Here is a 16,315-nt window from a genome sequence, read left to right on the forward strand (position 1 = left end):
GTGGGGTGCAGTTCCAGCAGCTCCAGTACTTCGTCGCGGTCGCCGAGACCCGCCACTTCACCCGGGCCGCCGACCTCGTCCATGTCGCCCAGCCGTCCCTGTCCCAGCAGATCAAGGCGCTGGAGCGGGAGCTGGGCGCGGACCTGTTCCAGCGGGCCCGGGGCAACATCACGCTCACGGACGCCGGGCAGGCCCTGCTGCCGCTCGCGCGCCGCATCCTCGCGGACGCGGACACCGCCCGCCAGGAGGTGCAGGAACTGGCGCAGCTGCGCGGCGGCCGGGTGCGTCTCGGGGCCACTCCGAGCCTGTGCACCGGGCTGCTCCCGGACGTCCTGCGGGCCTTTCACGACCGTTATCCGGGTGTCCGGCTGCTGATCGAGGAGGGCGGTTCCCACGATCTCGTACGGGAGCTGGCACGCGGCGCCCTCGACCTGGCGCTGGTGGTCCTCCCGCTGCCGACGCCCTCCCCGGCGCTGACCACGGTGGAGGTGCTGCGGGAGGACCTGGTGGTGGTGTCGTCGCCGGACGCGCCCGCGCCGGGCCGGGGCCGCACGGTGCGGATCCCCGACCTCGAGGGCGAGCGTCTGGTGATGTTCCGGCACGGCTACGACCTGCGCGAGCTGACCGTGGCCGCCTGCCGCGCCGAGGGCTTCGAGCCGGACTTCGCCGTCGAGGGCGGCGAGATGGACGCGGTGCTCGGTTTCGTCCGGGCGGGCCTGGGCGTGGCCGTCGTACCGCGCATGGTGGCCACCCGGTCCGGGCGCGGCCTGCGCGTGACCCCGCTGGCCCGGCCCGGCCTGCACCGGACGATCGCCCTGGCCCACCGCAGCGACGTGGCGCCGCCCCGGGCCGCCCGGGAGCTCCAGCGGATGCTGCTGGAGCGCTGAGGGGGCCTCGCGCCCCGCGGCGGGCCACGGCACCGGCGGTCACGACCGGAGACGCCCGCCGGCCGTCGGCCCCCGCACCCGGCGCCCGGAGATGCGAGGCGTCACGGGGCGCCGGTCCCGGGGCGTCACTGGTGTTTCCCCGGCCGGAACAGTCCCCACCTGCGGGCGGCGACCCGCGCCCCGGCGGTCACGGCCACCGCGGCGACGACGACGGCCACCCACCAGGGGAGAAGGACCACCGTCACGAACAGGGCGACGGCCGCCCCGAGCCCCGCGGGCACGATGTCCGCGGCCCGGGGTCCGCGCTGCGACGGGACCGCGCCGCCGCCCGCCGGCGAACGGCCCGCACTCGCCTCGTCCGGCCGGCGCGGCACCGACCCCGGCGGACCACCCGGCCCCGACACCGTCCGCCCCGCTCCGGGTCCGGCGGAAGCGGGCGGCCCGAACACGGGTGGCGGGGCAGGTTCGGACCGGGGCCGTACGGGCTCGGGCGCCGATGACTCCGGCCGGACCGGACGAGGTGCGGATTCCGGTACCGCCGGCGGCACGGCGGGTGGCGCCGGAGCCGGGGCGGGTACCGACGGCGTCGCCGTGGGCGGCCAAGGCACCGGTGCCGACGGTTCCGGGGCCGTGCGGGTCTCGGCCTCCGCGTCGGCCTGCGACGGAAATGCCCCGCGCCGGGGCGGCGGCGGGGGCGGACCGGCCGCCAGCGCGGCGAGCCGGTCCCGGACCTCCGTCGCGGTCCGCGGCCGGTCGGCCGGGTCCTTCGCGAGGAGCGCGAGGACCAGCTCGTCCCACCCGTGAGGCAGGCCGGCCCGCAGCCGGCTCGGCGGCGGCGCCGATTCGTCGAGGTGCCGGCGGAGCAGCACGTGCCAGGCCGACGCCTCGAACGGCGGCCGTCCGGTGAGCAGTTCGTGCAGCACGCAGCCCAGCGAGTAGAGGTCGCCGCGCCCGTCGACAGGGACGTCCCCGCGCGCTTGTTCCGGCGACATGTAGGCCGGCGTCCCGACGAGGGACCCCGCGGCGGTGAGCACGGTCGGCGCGCCGGTGCCGTCCAGGAATCGGGCGATACCGAAGTCCAGCACCTTCACGGAGCCGTCCTCGGCGTCGCTCGTGTCGCCCGCGGTCACCAGGACGTTCGCCGGTTTCACGTCCCGGTGGATTACCCCGGCCGAATGCGCGGTGCTCAGTGCCCGGCACATCTGGCCGGTCCAGCGGGCCACGTCGGCCAGCGCGGGCAGCCCCTCCGGGCCGTGGATCAGCCGGTCAAGCGGACGTCCGTCGACCAGTTCCATCACCAGGTACGGGACCGTCACGCCGCCGTCCGTGCGCGCGGCGCCGAGCTCGTACACCGTGACGATGTACGGGCTGGACAACCGGGCCGCGGCGCGCGCCTCGCGCACGAAGCGGGCCGCCACGGTGGGATCGCGGTCGTGGCCGAGGGCGGTGACCAGCTTGACGGCCACCGGCCTGCGCAGGTGCTCGTCATGGGCCCTCCACACCTCCCCCATGCCGCCCGCGCCGATCCGCCCGGCCAGGCGGTAGCGCCCGTCCAGCAACCGGTCCTCGTCCCGCACGAGCCCTCCCCCTCACCCCCGCCGCCGGGTCAGCCCGTCGCGTCCACCAGCGCCAGCTCGTGCAGCCGCTCCGGCGGGCCGGGACGGGCGTAGTACCAGCCCTGGGCCGTGTCGCAGCCCAGAATCCGCAGCTGCTCGGCCTGGGCGCCCGTCTCGACGCCCTCGACGGTGACCGCCAGGTCGAGGCTGTGGGCGAGAGCGACGATCCCCTCGACGATCTTGAGGTCGACGGGGTCCGCGGGGAACTGCTGCATGCCCTGCGTGAAGGAGCGGTCCAGCTTGAGGACGCTCACCGGCAGGCGGCGCAGATTGGCGAGGTTCGAGTAGCCCGTACCGAAGTCGTCGAGGGCGATGTCGACGCCCATCTCGGCCAGCCGGCGCAGCGGCTTGAGCAGGTCGTCGTCGGCGCCGATCAGCGCGGACTCGGTGACCTCGAGGCACAGGGCGTCGGGTTCGAGGCCGGCCCGCTCCAGGATGTCGACGGTGTCGGAGACCAGACCGGGATGAGTGAGCTGGCAGGGCGACAGGTTGACGTTGATCCGCAGCGGGCCCGCGCCGGCGTGCCGCTCCTGCCACTGCCGGGCCTGGCGGACCGACTGGTCCAGGACCCAGCGGCCGAGCGGAACGATCAGCCCGGTGTGCTCGGCGAGCGGGATGAAGCGGTCGGGGCCCAGGACACCGTGCTGCGGGTGGAGCCAGCGGACCAGGGCCTCGGCGCCCCGGACACTGCCGTCGCCGAGGTGCACCAGCGGCTGGTACTCGATGAAGAACTCGTTGCGGTCCAGGGCGGCCGGCAGCGCGGTGGTGAGGCCGTGCCGGGTGATGGCCCGGAGGTCGGCCTCGGGGTCGGCGAGCTCGAAACGGTTGCCGCCCGCGGACTTGGCCCGGTACATCGTGATGTCGGCGCTGCGCAGCACCTCGGCGGGCCCCCGCTCCCCCGCCGGGCCCTCGACCACGCCGATGCTGCCCCGCACGGTGAGCTCGCGGCCGTCGATGCTGACCGGGGTGACCAGCGCGTTCATGATGCGTCCGACGAGTTCGTCGACCTCGTGCTCGGTGTCCGGACCGGTGGTCAGCGCCACGAACTCGTCGCCGCCCAGCCGCGCGACCATCTCGCCGGGAGCGGTCGCGCAGGACTGCAGCCGGTCGGCGACCTCGACGAGCAGCCGGTCGCCGGCCGCGTGGCCGAGGCTGTCGTTGATGGTCTTGAAGCCGTCCAGGTCGAGGTAGCACAGTCCGAAGCGCTGGCCCTCGCCCGCGGACAGGGCCTTCTCCAGCCGCTCGAAGAACAGCGTGCGGTTGGGCAGCCCGGTGAGGGCGTCGTGCGTGGCCTCGTACCGCAGCCGCAGGTTGAGCAGCCGGCGCTCGGTGGTGTCCTCCATGAGCGCGAGCTGGTACTGGGGGCGGCCGTCCGCGTCCCGCAGCAGGGAGACCGTCAGGTTGGTCCACAGGGCGGTGCCGTCGGGGCGGTAGAAGGCCTTCTCGACGTGATAGTGCTCGCGCTCGCCCCTGACCAGCTCCTCGTAGAGCCGCCAGACCTGGGGGGCGTCGTCGGGGTGCGTCCAGTCGCTGACCCGGCGGCCGCGCAGGGACTGCTCGGAGCCGCCGAACATCCGCAGCAACGCGCCGTTGACCTGGAGGATGTTGCCTTCGAGGTCGGCGATGCCGATTCCTATGGCCGCGCCCTCGAACACCGCGCGGAAGCGCGCCTCGCTCGCGTGCAGCGCCTCGGCGACCACGCTGCGCGCGTTCAGCGCTGCGTGGGAGATGGCTTCCTGCTCGGCCAGCGTCCGGTCCCGCAGGGCCTGCGCGAAACCGGCGGCGATCCCGTGCTGCAGCCGCGCGGAACGCGTCCGCAGGGCTTCCCGGTTCCCGTCCCCGCCGCAGTAGAGGACCAGGTAGGCGTCCACGCACTCCAGGGAGCGGCTGAGTGCCTCCGGGTCGGTGCAGTGTGCGGCGACCAGCGCCGCGCCGACCGCCTTGCCCTCGGCGGCCTGGTACGACCTGGCCAGCAGCGCGTCGCTCAACCGGCGCGCGAGCGGCAGGAGTTGTTCCTCGACCTCCGGGCGGGTCAGCGACGTGGAGGTCACCGGGAAGACCGCCCGGCTCCAGATCTTCGCGAACCTGCGGAGTCTGTCCTCCGGTCCGTCCGGTTCCGCGGTCACGCCGCGCGCCCCACGCCCGCGAAACCGGAATAGGAGTACGGATCCTCGTCCTCGGGTGCCGTGTCGGGCCGCCAGTCCGGCATCGGCACCAGTCCGGGTTCCACCATGTCGTACCCCTCGAAGAACCGCGCGATGTCCTCGCGCGAGCGCATGATCAGCGGGCTGCGGGCTTTCCTGTACACGTCCACCGCACCCTCGGCCCGCTCCGGCGGGAGCGGGATTCCCTCGTACGAGGCGTGCGTGAGGACCAGCAGGCTGCCCGGCGCCAGTGCGTCGCGCAGCTCGGCCACCGCACTGTACGGGTCGTCCGCGTCCTCCACGAAGTGCAGTATGGCAACGAGGAGGAGTGCCACCGGACGGTTCAGGTCGATCAGACCCTGGACCTGGGGGTTCGTCAGGATGTCGCGGGGCTTGCGCAGATCCGCGGCGAGGACGTCCGCGTGCTCGTTGCCCTGGAGCACCGCCTGGCTGTGCGCGACGGCCACCGGATCGTGGTCCACGTACATCACGTGCGCGCCGGGGCAGGCGGCCTGGGCGACCTCGTGGACATTGCCGAAGGTCGGGATGCCGGAGCCGATGTCGAGGAACTGGGTGATGCCCTCACCGACGGCGTAGCGCACGGCGCGGCGCATGAACGCGCGGTTGGCCTGCATGATCTTCGGAAGTCCCGGCATGAACTCCATCGCCGCGCGTGCCGCTTCCCGGTCGGCCTCGAAGTTGTGCGAACCGCCCAGGTAGTAGTCGTAGATGCGGGACACACTCGGCACCGAGATGTCGATGCTCCGGGGGGCCCAGGCGGGACGCTCCATCAATCTCTCCAGGCGTTGGCGGTGGCGTAGGCGATCCGGTGTTCGAGCTGAGGCTACTGATCGCCCGCCAAACGGGCGAGCCAAAACGGAAATTGACCATCCGTTACCGGTCACTGCCTCCGGCACATGCCGATTTGTGCACCCGCGAACGGGGCCGCCAGGCCCGCACGGAACGCGGCCGAACCGTTCCGGAGCACCGGGTACGCCGAAGCGGCCCGCCCCCTCCGCGCGGTGCGGAGGGGGCGGACCGGGGTCGCGCGCGTTGTTCCGTTCGTCCGGCACTCGGTGCCTCTTCGTCAACTTCTCCCCGCGGGGCGTCAATGTCCGCGCGGGAGAGTCAACCCCGTTGAGGCCGACGCTACTTCGAGGCCCCGACCGGCTTTCCCTCGGGTGAGACGGCGTACCACGTCCCGCCGACGCCCTGGCCGTTCGTGTCCCCGGGGGCCTTGTCGCCGGAGAAGGTGTAGACGGGCCAGCAGTCGACCGTCATCTGCTTGACGCCGTCCGGCCGGGTGAAGGACATGAGGCCCTTCTTCACGACGCCCTTGGTGTCGTTCGCCTCGACCGGCGCGACCGCGGGCCACTTCTCCAGGCAGGCGCCCGTGCAGGCCGACTTGGAGACGGGCCAGGCCTGGTCCTTCATGAAGCGGTAGACCGTCATGCCGTTCTTGTCGACGACGACCTCGCCGAGCTTCGGGTCGTTGCGGACGGACAGGCCCGGCAGATCGGCCGCGGCGGCCTTCTTGCCGTCCGGAGCCGACGCGTACCACGTCCCGCCCACGCCCTGGCCGTTGGTGTCACCGGCCTTGGTGTCCTTCGCGTACCGGTACATCGGCCAGCCGGCGATCGTCAGCTGCTTGGTGCCGTCCGTACGGGTCACCTCGCCGAGCAGGGACTTGTCCACCCCGGCCGCGGCGGATGCACCGTCGGCGGGAACCGGCGGCCAGGCCTTGGCGCAGTCGCCGTCACAAGCCGACTTCGGCGGCTCCGCGGTGTCCTTGTCGAACCGGTAGAGGGTGAGACCGGCACTGTCGGTGACGACCTCGCCGAGCTTGACGTTCTCCGTGACGGAGAGCTGACCCGCGGTCTCCGCCTTCGCGGTGGAGCCCTGCTCTTCCTTGGCATCGGCGCCGTAACCGTCGCTGGAGCCGGCCCCGTAACCGTCGGCGGCCGGTGCGGCACCCACGTTCTGGGTTCCCGACGACTGGGTGCCCTGTTCCTGACCGCACGCCGTCGTGAGCGCCAGTACTGCCGCAGCTGCCGCTACGAGTGAGGCGCTCCGCCAGGAGGTCTTCATGTCAACTCCCGCTGTTCGCTTGGGTGTTGCAGCGTCCTAGTGCGCCGCTCATGGTCTTAGGTACGAGCGGGCGGGGGTGAAGTGTTCAACCGGCCCGCACATTTCTTTCCGGATCCCGTGTCGTGTGGGTGACGGATCGTACGGATGTACGCACTCCAGGAGATCCTTCGCGGGGTACGGCAAACCCGCAGAAGGCGTATGTCCCTCCTTCGGGTCAATCCGCGGCGGCTCCGGCGTGCCGCACCGCCGGGCGCGTCATGATCTCGGTCGTGCACTCACCCGAACGGAGTCGAACCGCGCTCGTCGTCAGGGTCCTGGCGCTGCTCGCGCTGACCTGGTTCCTCAGTGGCGCGCCGGCCGGGGAGGCGGCCGCCGACGCGTGCGCGTACGTCTCGGTCGGTCCGGACGGCGCGGTGGAGGCGAGGGCCGTCGCGGGGGCCGGATGGTGCCGGCCGCCCCCGGAGATCCCGCCGCCCTGCCCGACACCCACGCCCGAGCCGCCGCCACCGCCCCCGAAGCCGACGCCGACGCCTGAACCGCCCGAGCCGACGCCTCCGAAGCCCACACCGCCGCCGCCCCCGAAACCCACACCGCCCAAACCCACGCCGCCCAAACCCACGCCGCCTCCGCTCCCGCCGCCTCCCCCGCCCGCTTCCAGGCCGCCGCTCGCGGCCCCGCCGCCGGCGCCGGTGGCCGTCGAGAAGCCGACGCCGGAACCGGAACCGACGCCGACGCGCTCCCGCAAGCCGAGCCCGCCGCCCAAGGCGTCGCCGGCCCCGGTGAGCTATCCGGAGTACCGGACGTCCCCGCGCAAGCACCCGCCGCGCGGTGGCCCGCCGCTGGTCTCGCTCACCCTGCTCATCACCGCGCCCGCCGTGCTCGCCGTCGCCGCGCTGCGTCCGCGCTGACCCCTGGAGACACCCTTGTCGGAATGGCTTGTTCTCATCCTCGCGATGGCGGCCGCGTGCGCCGTCGTCCTCATCGTGACCCTCGTCCGGCACCGCACCGCCAGGGAGGACGAGGACCCGTCCGAGACCCCGGACGTGATCGAGTACATGACGATGATGATCGGCGTGGTGTACGCCATCGTGCTGGGCCTGGCCATCGCCGGCGTCTGGGAGGGACGCGGGATCGCCCAGGACCAGGTGCAGGCGGAGGCCCAGGCGCTGCACGAGATCTCGGAGCGGGTACGGGTGTATCCCCCCGACGTCCGCGACCGGATCCGGGACGACGTCAACACCTATGTCGGTCATGTCGTCACAAGCGAGTGGAAGAGCATGGCCGACGAGCAGAAGCTCAGCCCGGAGGGCGGCAGGCTCTTCGAACGGATCCGGCAGGACGTCACCGACTACCAGCCGAGGACGGACTTCGAGGCCCAGGCCTACCAGCCCCTCCTCGACCAGGTCACCGCCGCGGACGACGCCCGCAACGGCCGCGGTGCGTCGTCCGCGGCCACCATGCCCGGCGTGGTGTGGTTCGGGCTGATCACCGGCGCCGTGGTGACCGTCGGCATGATCTTCGCGCTCCAGATCAGGCGCACGGCACGCGAGTTGGTCCTCGCCGGGCTCTTCTCCGCCCTGATCGCCTTCCTCCTCTTTCTGATCTGGGACCTGGACGCTCCCTACAGCCGGGGCATCGCGGCCTCGGCGGAACCCTTCCGCACGCTGTTCCCGCACCTCGCCGGATGACGGGTCCCCGGCAGGGGCATTAGCCCCGGGGGCGGACACCACGCCGCCTCCGTCCCCCGTCCGCACGTACGGCGTCCCCTGTGCGGCCCACACGATTGCCCCATTCGCGCGACCGGGATCGCGCCGCAGCGCGCACCTTCTTAGCGTTTCGGTCATCGAGGTGCATTTGTGACGCACGCGGAAAAGGTCCGCAGCAGGCTCCTCGGGGACCCGGAGGCACACCATGCGCGCGATAGGCGTCGCTTCGGCCGCACTGCTGGGCGTGACCGCCCTGACCCTGACCGCACCCACCGCGACGGCCGGCGAGGAAGAACGCGACATCACCCCGTTCGGCTTCAGCGTCCAGCCGTCGACCGTCGCCGCCGGCGGCCAGGTCACGCTGCTGCTGCGGCGGGACGGCGGCTGCAAGGGCAACGCCACGGTGTCCTCGGGCGTCTTCGACACCGTCACCATCCCGCACCGGCAGTCGTCGGCCACGGCCACCGTGGACCGGGACGCCAAACCGGGCGCCGTCTACCAGGTGACGTTCACCTGCGACGGGGTGAGCGGCCACACGGACCTCGGCATCGCCGCCGGACACCCGGACGGCCCCAGCCGCCCGCTGGCACCCGTGCACCAGGGCGTGAAGGCCGGTATCGGCGGCAGCGTCGCCGGGTTCGACGTCCAGCAGATCGGTCTCGGGGCCGCGCTCATCGCCGGTTCGGTCGGCGCCGCGTGGTACGTGTCCCGCCGCCGCGCCACCGGCGACTCCTGACGGCGGACCGCACAGCCCTTCGCCCCGGACCCCTTCGGAAGGGTTCGGGGCGAAGGGCTGTCACGTGCGGTCTCCGGCGGGCCGGCCGGTCAGATCTGGCTCTCCGCCCTGCGGCGCATCCAGAACACCCCGCCGCCCACGACGGCCGCCGCGACGAGCGCGCCGCCGATCGCCATGTCGGTGGGTGTCGCCCCGGCGGAGCTGCTGCCGCCGAGACCACCGCGGGTACCGCCGATGACGGTGAAGGCGGCGGGCCGGGTGAGGGTCCTGCCCTCCCCGCAGCGGGCCGTGATGTCGTACGAACCCGGTTGGGCGCGGCGGTCGACCGTGACCGTCGCCGACGAGGTCCGGCCGCTCACGTGGCGCAGCGGTGTGGCCGGGAAGACCCTCGACGAGACGGTGCTGCCGGGCATCTGGCAGGACGAGCCGTCCACGGTGATGGTCAGCTGCCCGCCCCGCGCGATGACGCTGGGCATGGCGACGATGTTGCTCGGGCTGTCCCACGCCGTGGCCGCGGGGGCGGCGAGCCCCACGACCGCGACCGCGGCGGCAGAGACCGCCAGGGCACGAGTAGTACGCATGTGATCCTCCGCGGAAGGCGCCCCGGGAACCGTCCCCGGTCGATCGGCGAGAAAGCACCTCCCAGACAGACCCTCAGATGCCTTGCGCAGAGCCGCATTTCGGGAATGGTCCGTCCTGGTGAGAGAACACGCCGTGAGAATTCCACGAAGAGGGCTGTCGCCGCAGGTCACGGACCGTCAGAAATTTCCTGCGCACGGCAACTCGGATGGCTCACGCCGGTGTCGCGCACCACCCGTTCGCACGTTCCCCCGTCGCCCGCCGGGCGTACTGCGCTTAGCGTTCTCATATGCGCGACGGACACGGCGACGGCCGCGTCGAGAGGGGTTTGCGAATGCACGCGTCCGAGCTCGCCGAAGAAGAGGAGCGGCAGAAGAAGCGCGCGCCGTGGGGCGTGATAGCGCTTGTGCTGCTGACCGGCCTCGCTCTCGTTCGGAACGGTTCGGGGGAGTTCGATGTCGGGCCGCCGCAGCCGGCGACGGCGGCCGCCGCGGACAGCCGTACCCAGGACGGCGACACCTTCCGCAAGGCCGCGCCCGCCCCCCTGCCGTACTCCGAGGTCGACCGGGTCCGGATCCCCGGCATCCAGGTCGACGCCCCCGCCATGCCGGTGGGACTCGACGCGGAGGGCTGGGTCGACGCGCCGCCGGCCGAGGACCCCAATCTCGCCGGCTGGTTCACCGGCGCTGTCTCGCCCGGCGAGAAGGGCACGGCCGTGGTCGTCGGTCATGTCGACAACCGGCTCGGACCCGCCGTCTTCTACGGACTCGGCGCGCTCAAGAAGGGGAACCGGGTCGAGATCCAGCGCAAGGACGGGAAGACCGCCGTATTCGAGATCTACGGCATCGAAGTCGTCGAGAAGAGAAATTTCCCCGGAGACCGCGTCTACGGCGACAAAGGAACACCGGAATTGCGGGTCATCACCTGCGGAGGCGGATTCTCCAAGCAGCACGGTTACGACGGAAACGTGGTCGTGTTCGCCCGCCTGACCGAGGTCCGCTGAGCGTTCCGCGACCCGGCGCGTGCGGGGCACCGTCGATCCGGGCGGGATTCTCCGCCCGGCCGCTGTTCCTGAGGGCGGTCCCGCAATTCCCGGTGGATCAGCGTGCGGCGTCGCATGCGGTGCATCGCAAGGCGGAGGGTCGCCCTCATACCGGGCGTATCCGGGCGATCCGGCAACGCGGCGAGGTGCCGTGGCTGTCGCCGTGCGCCCGCCGGGAATTGCGGGACAGCCCTCAGGTGTACTGCCTGCGCGGCACGGTGATGTGGTAGCCGGAATCCAGCAGTTCCGGAAGGTAGTCGCGCAGCGCCCGGACGCTCTGCGAACGGTCGCCGCCCGCGTCGTGCGAGAGCACCACGGCGCCCGGGCCGGCACCGCGCTCCACCCGGCCGGCGATCTTCCGGCTGCCCGGTGTCGTCCAGTCGAGCGTGTCGACCGTCCACGCCAGCGGCTCCATGCCCAGCTCGGCACCCAGCTGGAAGGCCGCCCTGTTCCAGGCGCCGTAGGGGGCGCGGAACCAGGCGGGCGGCCCGCCGTACGTCTTGTCGATGACCTCGCAGGTGCGTTCCATCTCGGAGCGGATCGCCGGACGGGAGAGCCGGGTCAGCAGCGGGTGGGTCCAGGTGTGGTTGCCGACGACATGCCCGTCGTCGGCCATCTCGCGCAGCAGGTCCTTGTTGTCGGCGGCCATCTCGCCGCACACGAAGAACATCGCGCGGACGTCGTGCCTGCGCAGGATCCGCAGGATGTCCGGGGTGTAGCGCGGGTCGGGCCCGTCGTCGAAGGTGAGCACCATGCTGCGCCCGCGTCCGGACATCCGCAGGATCGGTTCGCGCCGGACGAGGGTCCTGGCGGGTCCGCCGTGCGGCGGGCCGTATCCGGTGAGGGGCTGGAGACGGTACGCGGAGGGCTTCACCGCGCGCCGCGCCTGAGGACCCGAGACCGGCGCGGGGCGTTGCACCGGGTGCGCGCCCGGGTCGGCGGTGAGCAGCCGGGCCGTGCCCGCCGCCCCGGCCGCGCCCAGCACGGCGGCGCCGGCGAGCATCGCCGTGCGCCGCGTGAGCAGCTGATCCTTTTTCATGACTCATCAGTCGCCCATTTGACCGCCGGTGCCGCTCCGCAACACGGCTGCGGGCCCCCGAATGCACCCGATGGAACCATTCAGCGCGGCGCGGCGGTGCAGCGGGCACCGGTCCCGGACGGGCGTCGGGGGCCGGCTGCGGGGGCGAGTCCCCGGCGCGAGGTGCGGGTGCCCGTGCGGTTGCTGGAGGACGGGCCTCCGATAGCCTCACCGCCGTGACGGAACAGCAGCACTCGCCCCGGTTCGAGCGGGGCACCGACGGTCCCAAGGTCATCGTGGTCGGCGTGGACGGCTCCGACCCCTCACTGCGCGCGGCGGCGTACGCCTCCGGTCTGGCGCGGCGGCAGCACGCGCTTCTCGCCGTCGTCTACGTCCAGCCCGTGATGGCGGCGGGAGCGGCGCTGGGGGTGCCGGTCGCGGATACGACCGACGAGATCGCCGAGGACCTGGTCGCCCAGATCCGGGAGGCCGCCGAGCGGGTCAAGGACATATTCGACGTGCGCTGGGAGTTCCACACCTTCCGCGGCGACCCCTACGGCGGCCTCGTCACGGCCGCCGACGAGCTCAAGGCGGACGCCGTGGTGGTCGGTGCCTCCGAGCAGGCGGGGCACCGGATCGTCGGCTCGGTCGCGATCCGCCTGGTGAAGGCGGGGCGCTGGCCGGTGACGGTGGTGCCGTAGCCGCACGCGGATGTGCGTGGCGTCTTCCCCCGCCGCCGCGGCAGGAGCATCATGATCCGCCGTCAGCCGATTGCCGTCCGCGACGAGGTGAGGCTCATGGCCGGGCTCCGCATGGGTGAAGGCATTCTCCGCCGCAAACCCATCGAACTGATCGACGAGACGGAAGCCGGCGAGGGCACGGGACTCGTCCGTACGCTCGGCCTGTGGCAGCTGACCGCCATCGGGGTCGGCGGCATCATCGGCGCCGGCATCTTCACGCTGGCCGGCACGGTCGCCAACGGCACGGCCGGGCCCGCGGTCCTCGTCTCGTTCCTGATCGCCGGCATCGCGAGCGCGGCGGCCGCCCTGTCGTACGCGGAGTTCGCGGGCCTCATTCCGAAGGCGGGCTCCGCCTACACGTACGGCTATGCGGTGCTCGGCGAGTTCGCGGGCTGGTTCATCGGCTGGGACCTCCTCCTCGAGTACACGGCGATCGTCGCGGTGGTCGCCATCGGCATCTCCGGGTACTTCAGCTTCCTGGTCGAGGAGATGGGCGCCGACCTGCCGGACTGGATGCTGGGGGCGCCTGGTACCGGCGACGGCCACCGGGTCGACCTGTTCGCCGCGGTCCTGTGCCTCCTGATCGCGTATCTGCTGAACCTGGGCATCAGGAACGCCGCCCGGTTCGAGACGGTCGTCGTCGTCCTGAAGGTGCTGGTGGTGCTGCTCGTGATCGGCGTGGGGGTCTTCCACATCGACACCGGCAACTACGACCCGTTCTTCCCGTACGGGGTCGGCGGGGCGTTCACGGGGGCGGCGACCGTCTTCTTCGCGGTCTTCGGGTACGACGCCATGTCGACGGCCGCCGAGGAGTCGAGGGACGCCCAGCGTCACATGCCGAAGGCGATCCTCTACTCCCTCGGTATCTCCATGGTCCTGTACGTGGCCGCCTGTCTGGTGCTGACCGGCATGCAGAACTACCGGGACATCGACAAGGAGAGCGGCTTCTCCACTGCCTTCAAGTCGGTGGGCCTGAGCGGGCTCGCGGACGTGATCGCGGTCGGCGCGATCATCGGCATCCTCACCGTGATGTTCACGTTCATGCTCGGCGTCACCCGGGTCTGGTTCTCGATGAGCCGGGACGGGCTGCTGCCGAAGTGGTTCGCCAAGACGCACCCGACCCGGCACGTGCCGACGCGTGTGACGTGGATCGTCGGGTTCGCGTCGGCGGCCATCGCCGGGTTCCTGCCGATCGGCGAGGCGGCCGAACTGACCAACATCGGGATCCTGCTGGCGTTCGTCGTCGTGTGTGTCGCGGTGATCGTGCTGCGTTACCGGCAGCCGGATCTGCCGCGCACCTTCCGCACGCCGTGGATGCCGGTGGTCCCCGCCCTCGGCGTGGTCTTCTCCATCTGGCTGATCACGTTCCTGGAGTGGCGGACGTGGGTGCGGTTCGCCGTGTGGTTCCTGGTCGGCTGCGTCATCTACTTCGGGTACTCGTACCGGCGTTCCGAGCTGGCGAAGAGCCCCGTGCCGCCGTCGGCCACCGGCCCATGAGAGGCCGTCCTCGGCCGCGCCCCGGCTCAGGACGACCACCCGGGTGCCGTTCACCTTCTCGTACGCCTGCGGGACGTGGGCGAGCGTCCCGAGGACCAGCGACGTCGTCCTGGCGGAGGACAGTGAGGTCAGATCGCTGAGACGCCTGGCCGACCGCGTCTACGGGTGGGTGTCCGTGATCGCGATGACCTTGTCGAGGTGGTCCAGGGCCACCTGCAGGTCGTCGATCTTGGCCTGGATGCGCTCGCGCTCGGCTCGCAGCATGGCTCGTTGCTCGGCGTCCGTGTGCCCGGAGTCCCAACACGGAAGGAGCTCGGTGATCCTCCGGCTGGTGAGGCCGGCGGCGAACATCTGCTGGAAGAAGCGGACCAGGGAGATGGCGTCCTGCCGGTACAGGCGCTGGCCGGACGGGCTGCGCTCCGCGATGAGCAGCCCTTGCTGCTCGTAATAGCGCACGGCGCGCACCGAGACGCCGGCACCTCGTGCCACCTCGCCGATGCGGATCAACCGCTCGGCTGCGGCCACTGTGACAGTCATGGTGATTCCTCTCACCCCTGGCCCTGACGACGAGCACTTGCCTCTGACGCTGGCGTCAGGTTTTAGCGTACCGGCCATGGACATCAACAACGCCGTCGCCCTTGTCACCGGAGCCAACCGCGGCCTGGGCCGCGCCTTCGCCCAGCGCCTGCTCGAACGGGGCGCCCGCAAGGTCTACGCGACGGCCCGCCGGCCGGAGACCGTCGACCTGCCCGGGGTCGAGGTGCTGCCCCTCGACATCACCGATCCCGCATCCGTGAGGGCCGCCGCCGAAGCCGCCCCGGACGTCTCGCTGCTCATCAACAACGCGGGAATCAGTACGGGGACCGACCTGGTGACCGGTTCGCTGGACGCGGTGCGGCACGAGCTGGAGACCAACATGTTCGGCCACCTGGGAATGATCCGGGAGTTCGCGCCGGCGCTCGCCAGGAACGGCGGGGGCGCGATCGTCAACGTCCTCTCCGCCATGTCGTGGTTCGGGGGCAGGGGCGCCAATGCCTACCACCTGACCAAGGCCGCCGCCTGGGCAATGACCAACGGCGTCCGCCTGGAGCTCGCCGAGCAGGGCACGCTCGTCACAGCGGTACACCTCGGCCTGGCCGACACCGACATGGCGGCGGGCTGGCCCGTGGACAAGATCGCGCCGTCGGACCTGGCCGACGCGGCGCTCGACGGTGTTGAGGCGGGTTCCGCCGAGGTCCTCGCCGACCAGTGGAGCCGGGACGTCAAGTCCCGTCTGCCGCTGACGCCGGAAGAGTTCAACGCCGCAACGGACCGCGCGCTGGCGGCGCTGATGGCGGCCTGAGGGGCCCCTCGGGCCGCACGGACTTCGGTGGGGTGCTTCTCCATCGGCCTCTCGAGCTCCTCTCTCGAGGTCGAACTCCAGCACCTCGCCGGGCAGCCCGGCGGAGCGAGCAGTGACCGCGGGCCCGGGGCCCGCCCGGACCCTCTGGGGACGAAGGCGGACCCCGCCCCCGGTGGACCGTTCGTCGTACCGTTCACCGACCGCATCGACCGCCCACCGCACACCCGCGCCCCGCCCCTGTCCCCGCGGAGCGCCACCCGCTGGCATACAGGCCATGACGGCCGGAACCACCACCATCACCCGCGGCACGACCGCGGAACACGAGCTGGCCGCGCTGCAGCGCGAGCACGGCCGACCGCTGTTCGCGCTGCTGCTGCGGCTCTCCGACGGAGACCGCCAGCGCGCCGAGGACCTGCTCCAGGAGACGCTCGTCCGCGCCTGGCAGCACCCCGAGGCGCTGCGCGCGCACGACTTCGCCTCCGTCCGCCCCTGGCTGCTCACCGTCGGACGGCGGCTCGCCATCGACGCGCGGCGAGCCCGCCGGGCGCGCCCGGACGAGGTCGGGGACGAGGTGCTGGAGAACGCCCGGGTGTGCGCCGACCACGCCGAACGGTCCGCGGCCACGCTCGATGTGCGGGAGGCTGTGAAGACACTCACTCCCGAGCACCGTGAAGTCCTGGTGCAGGTGTACTTCCGGGGGGCGAGTGTGGCGGAGGCCGCTCAGGCCCTCGGGATCCCGCCCGGTACCGTGAAGTCCCGCGCGTACTACGCGCTGCGCGCCCTGCGCCGGGTCCTTCCGGGATACGCGGCCGACCTGCGGTGAAACCGAAGCATCAGTCAAACCTCCGTAAAGCGCCTTGCTGCGGACCATGGTTGGGCCATGAGCTGTCCTCATCCGGATTTCCGGACCGGGACCCGGG

At 72.1% G+C, this 16,315-nt stretch carries 17 protein-coding genes; 9 read left to right on the forward strand and 8 right to left on the reverse strand.

The annotated features are described in order from the left end of the window. The first annotated feature begins 5 nt into the window (after positions 1-5). A complete protein-coding gene (locus ACFYP4_RS11295) occupies positions 6-887 on the forward strand; it encodes a LysR substrate-binding domain-containing protein (protein ID WP_358850687.1) in 882 nt (293 codons plus the stop codon). 125 nt (positions 888-1,012) lie between these two features. Here ACFYP4_RS11295 and ACFYP4_RS11300 read toward each other — a convergent pair whose 3' ends face one another. The 5 genes from ACFYP4_RS11300 to ACFYP4_RS11320 all read right to left on the reverse strand — a co-directional run bounded on the left by ACFYP4_RS11300 (position 1,013) and on the right by ACFYP4_RS11320 (position 7,324). Beyond that, the gene (locus tag ACFYP4_RS11300) at positions 1,013-2,464 is read right to left on the reverse strand and encodes a protein kinase (RefSeq protein WP_388784834.1); all 1,452 of its coding nucleotides are present in this window, start codon (positions 2,462-2,464) and stop codon (positions 1,013-1,015) included. Between the two features lie 29 nt (positions 2,465-2,493). Continuing rightward, a complete protein-coding gene (locus ACFYP4_RS11305) occupies positions 2,494-4,629 on the reverse strand; it encodes a putative bifunctional diguanylate cyclase/phosphodiesterase (RefSeq protein WP_388784836.1) in 2,136 nt (711 codons plus the stop codon). Then, positions 4,626-5,438 carry an SAM-dependent methyltransferase gene (locus ACFYP4_RS11310; protein WP_388784838.1) on the reverse strand — a complete coding sequence of 271 codons (813 nt, stop codon included), beginning with the start codon at positions 5,436-5,438 and terminating at the stop codon, positions 4,626-4,628. Before ACFYP4_RS11310 ends, ACFYP4_RS11305 begins: the two co-directional genes overlap by 4 nt. A 358-nt stretch (positions 5,439-5,796) precedes the next feature. After that, positions 5,797-6,735 (reverse strand): SCO0930 family lipoprotein, encoded by a 939-nt coding sequence (locus ACFYP4_RS11315; protein WP_388784840.1) that lies wholly within the window; start codon positions 6,733-6,735, stop codon positions 5,797-5,799. 214 nt (positions 6,736-6,949) lie between these two features. Next, the gene (locus ACFYP4_RS11320; protein WP_388784842.1) at positions 6,950-7,324 is read right to left on the reverse strand and encodes a hypothetical protein; all 375 of its coding nucleotides are present in this window, start codon (positions 7,322-7,324) and stop codon (positions 6,950-6,952) included. Positions 7,325-7,514: 190 nt separating this feature from the next. Between ACFYP4_RS11320 and ACFYP4_RS11325 the strand changes: the two genes are divergently transcribed. The 3 genes from ACFYP4_RS11325 (at position 7,515) to ACFYP4_RS11335 (ending at position 9,177) form a co-directional block, all read left to right on the forward strand. Next, a complete protein-coding gene (locus tag ACFYP4_RS11325; protein WP_355794043.1) occupies positions 7,515-7,643 on the forward strand; it encodes a hypothetical protein in 129 nt (42 codons plus the stop codon). 15 nt (positions 7,644-7,658) lie between these two features. Then, on the forward strand, positions 7,659-8,423 hold the full coding sequence (locus ACFYP4_RS11330; RefSeq protein WP_388784844.1) for a hypothetical protein: 765 nt from the start codon (positions 7,659-7,661) through the stop codon (positions 8,421-8,423). Positions 8,424-8,646: 223 nt separating this feature from the next. Further along, positions 8,647-9,177 (forward strand): hypothetical protein, encoded by a 531-nt coding sequence (locus ACFYP4_RS11335; protein ID WP_358850694.1) that lies wholly within the window; start codon positions 8,647-8,649, stop codon positions 9,175-9,177. Between the two features lie 89 nt (positions 9,178-9,266). Here the strand turns inward: ACFYP4_RS11335 and ACFYP4_RS11340 are convergent, their stop codons facing one another. Next, on the reverse strand, positions 9,267-9,758 hold the full coding sequence (locus ACFYP4_RS11340) for a hypothetical protein (protein WP_358850695.1): 492 nt from the start codon (positions 9,756-9,758) through the stop codon (positions 9,267-9,269). Between the two features lie 332 nt (positions 9,759-10,090). On the opposite strand from ACFYP4_RS11340, the gene ACFYP4_RS11345 reads away from it, so the two are divergent. Continuing rightward, complete coding sequence (locus tag ACFYP4_RS11345; RefSeq protein WP_358850696.1) at positions 10,091-10,759, forward strand: class F sortase; 669 nt, start codon at positions 10,091-10,093, stop codon at positions 10,757-10,759. Between the two features lie 232 nt (positions 10,760-10,991). On the opposite strand, the gene ACFYP4_RS11350 is transcribed toward ACFYP4_RS11345, so the two are convergent. Continuing rightward, complete coding sequence (locus ACFYP4_RS11350) at positions 10,992-11,837, reverse strand: polysaccharide deacetylase family protein (RefSeq protein ID WP_358850697.1); 846 nt, start codon at positions 11,835-11,837, stop codon at positions 10,992-10,994. 215 nt (positions 11,838-12,052) lie between these two features. Here ACFYP4_RS11350 and ACFYP4_RS11355 point away from each other — a divergent pair, with 215 nt between their 5' ends. After that, a complete protein-coding gene (locus ACFYP4_RS11355) occupies positions 12,053-12,517 on the forward strand; it encodes a universal stress protein (RefSeq protein WP_358850698.1) in 465 nt (154 codons plus the stop codon). A 96-nt stretch (positions 12,518-12,613) separates the two neighbouring features. Next, positions 12,614-14,053, forward strand: a complete 1,440-nt coding sequence (locus ACFYP4_RS11360; RefSeq protein ID WP_358850772.1) for an amino acid permease — start codon at positions 12,614-12,616, stop codon at positions 14,051-14,053. A gap of 159 nt (positions 14,054-14,212) precedes the next feature. Here ACFYP4_RS11360 and ACFYP4_RS11365 read toward each other — a convergent pair whose 3' ends face one another. After that, positions 14,213-14,590: a MerR family transcriptional regulator gene (locus ACFYP4_RS11365; RefSeq protein WP_388784847.1), complete on the reverse strand. Its 378-nt coding sequence runs from the start codon at positions 14,588-14,590 to the stop codon at positions 14,213-14,215. Positions 14,591-14,666: 76 nt separating this feature from the next. Here ACFYP4_RS11365 and ACFYP4_RS11370 point away from each other — a divergent pair, with 76 nt between their 5' ends. After that, the gene (locus ACFYP4_RS11370) at positions 14,667-15,395 is read left to right on the forward strand and encodes an SDR family oxidoreductase (RefSeq protein ID WP_388784849.1); all 729 of its coding nucleotides are present in this window, start codon (positions 14,667-14,669) and stop codon (positions 15,393-15,395) included. A gap of 274 nt (positions 15,396-15,669) precedes the next feature. Beyond that, positions 15,670-16,218: a sigma-70 family RNA polymerase sigma factor gene (locus ACFYP4_RS11375; protein ID WP_358850701.1), complete on the forward strand. Its 549-nt coding sequence runs from the start codon at positions 15,670-15,672 to the stop codon at positions 16,216-16,218. Positions 16,219-16,315: the final 97 nt, after the last annotated feature.

Source organism: Streptomyces sp. NPDC005551 (genome assembly GCF_042871785.1).
In the GTDB taxonomy this organism is placed as follows: Bacteria; Actinomycetota; Actinomycetes; order Streptomycetales; family Streptomycetaceae; genus Streptomyces.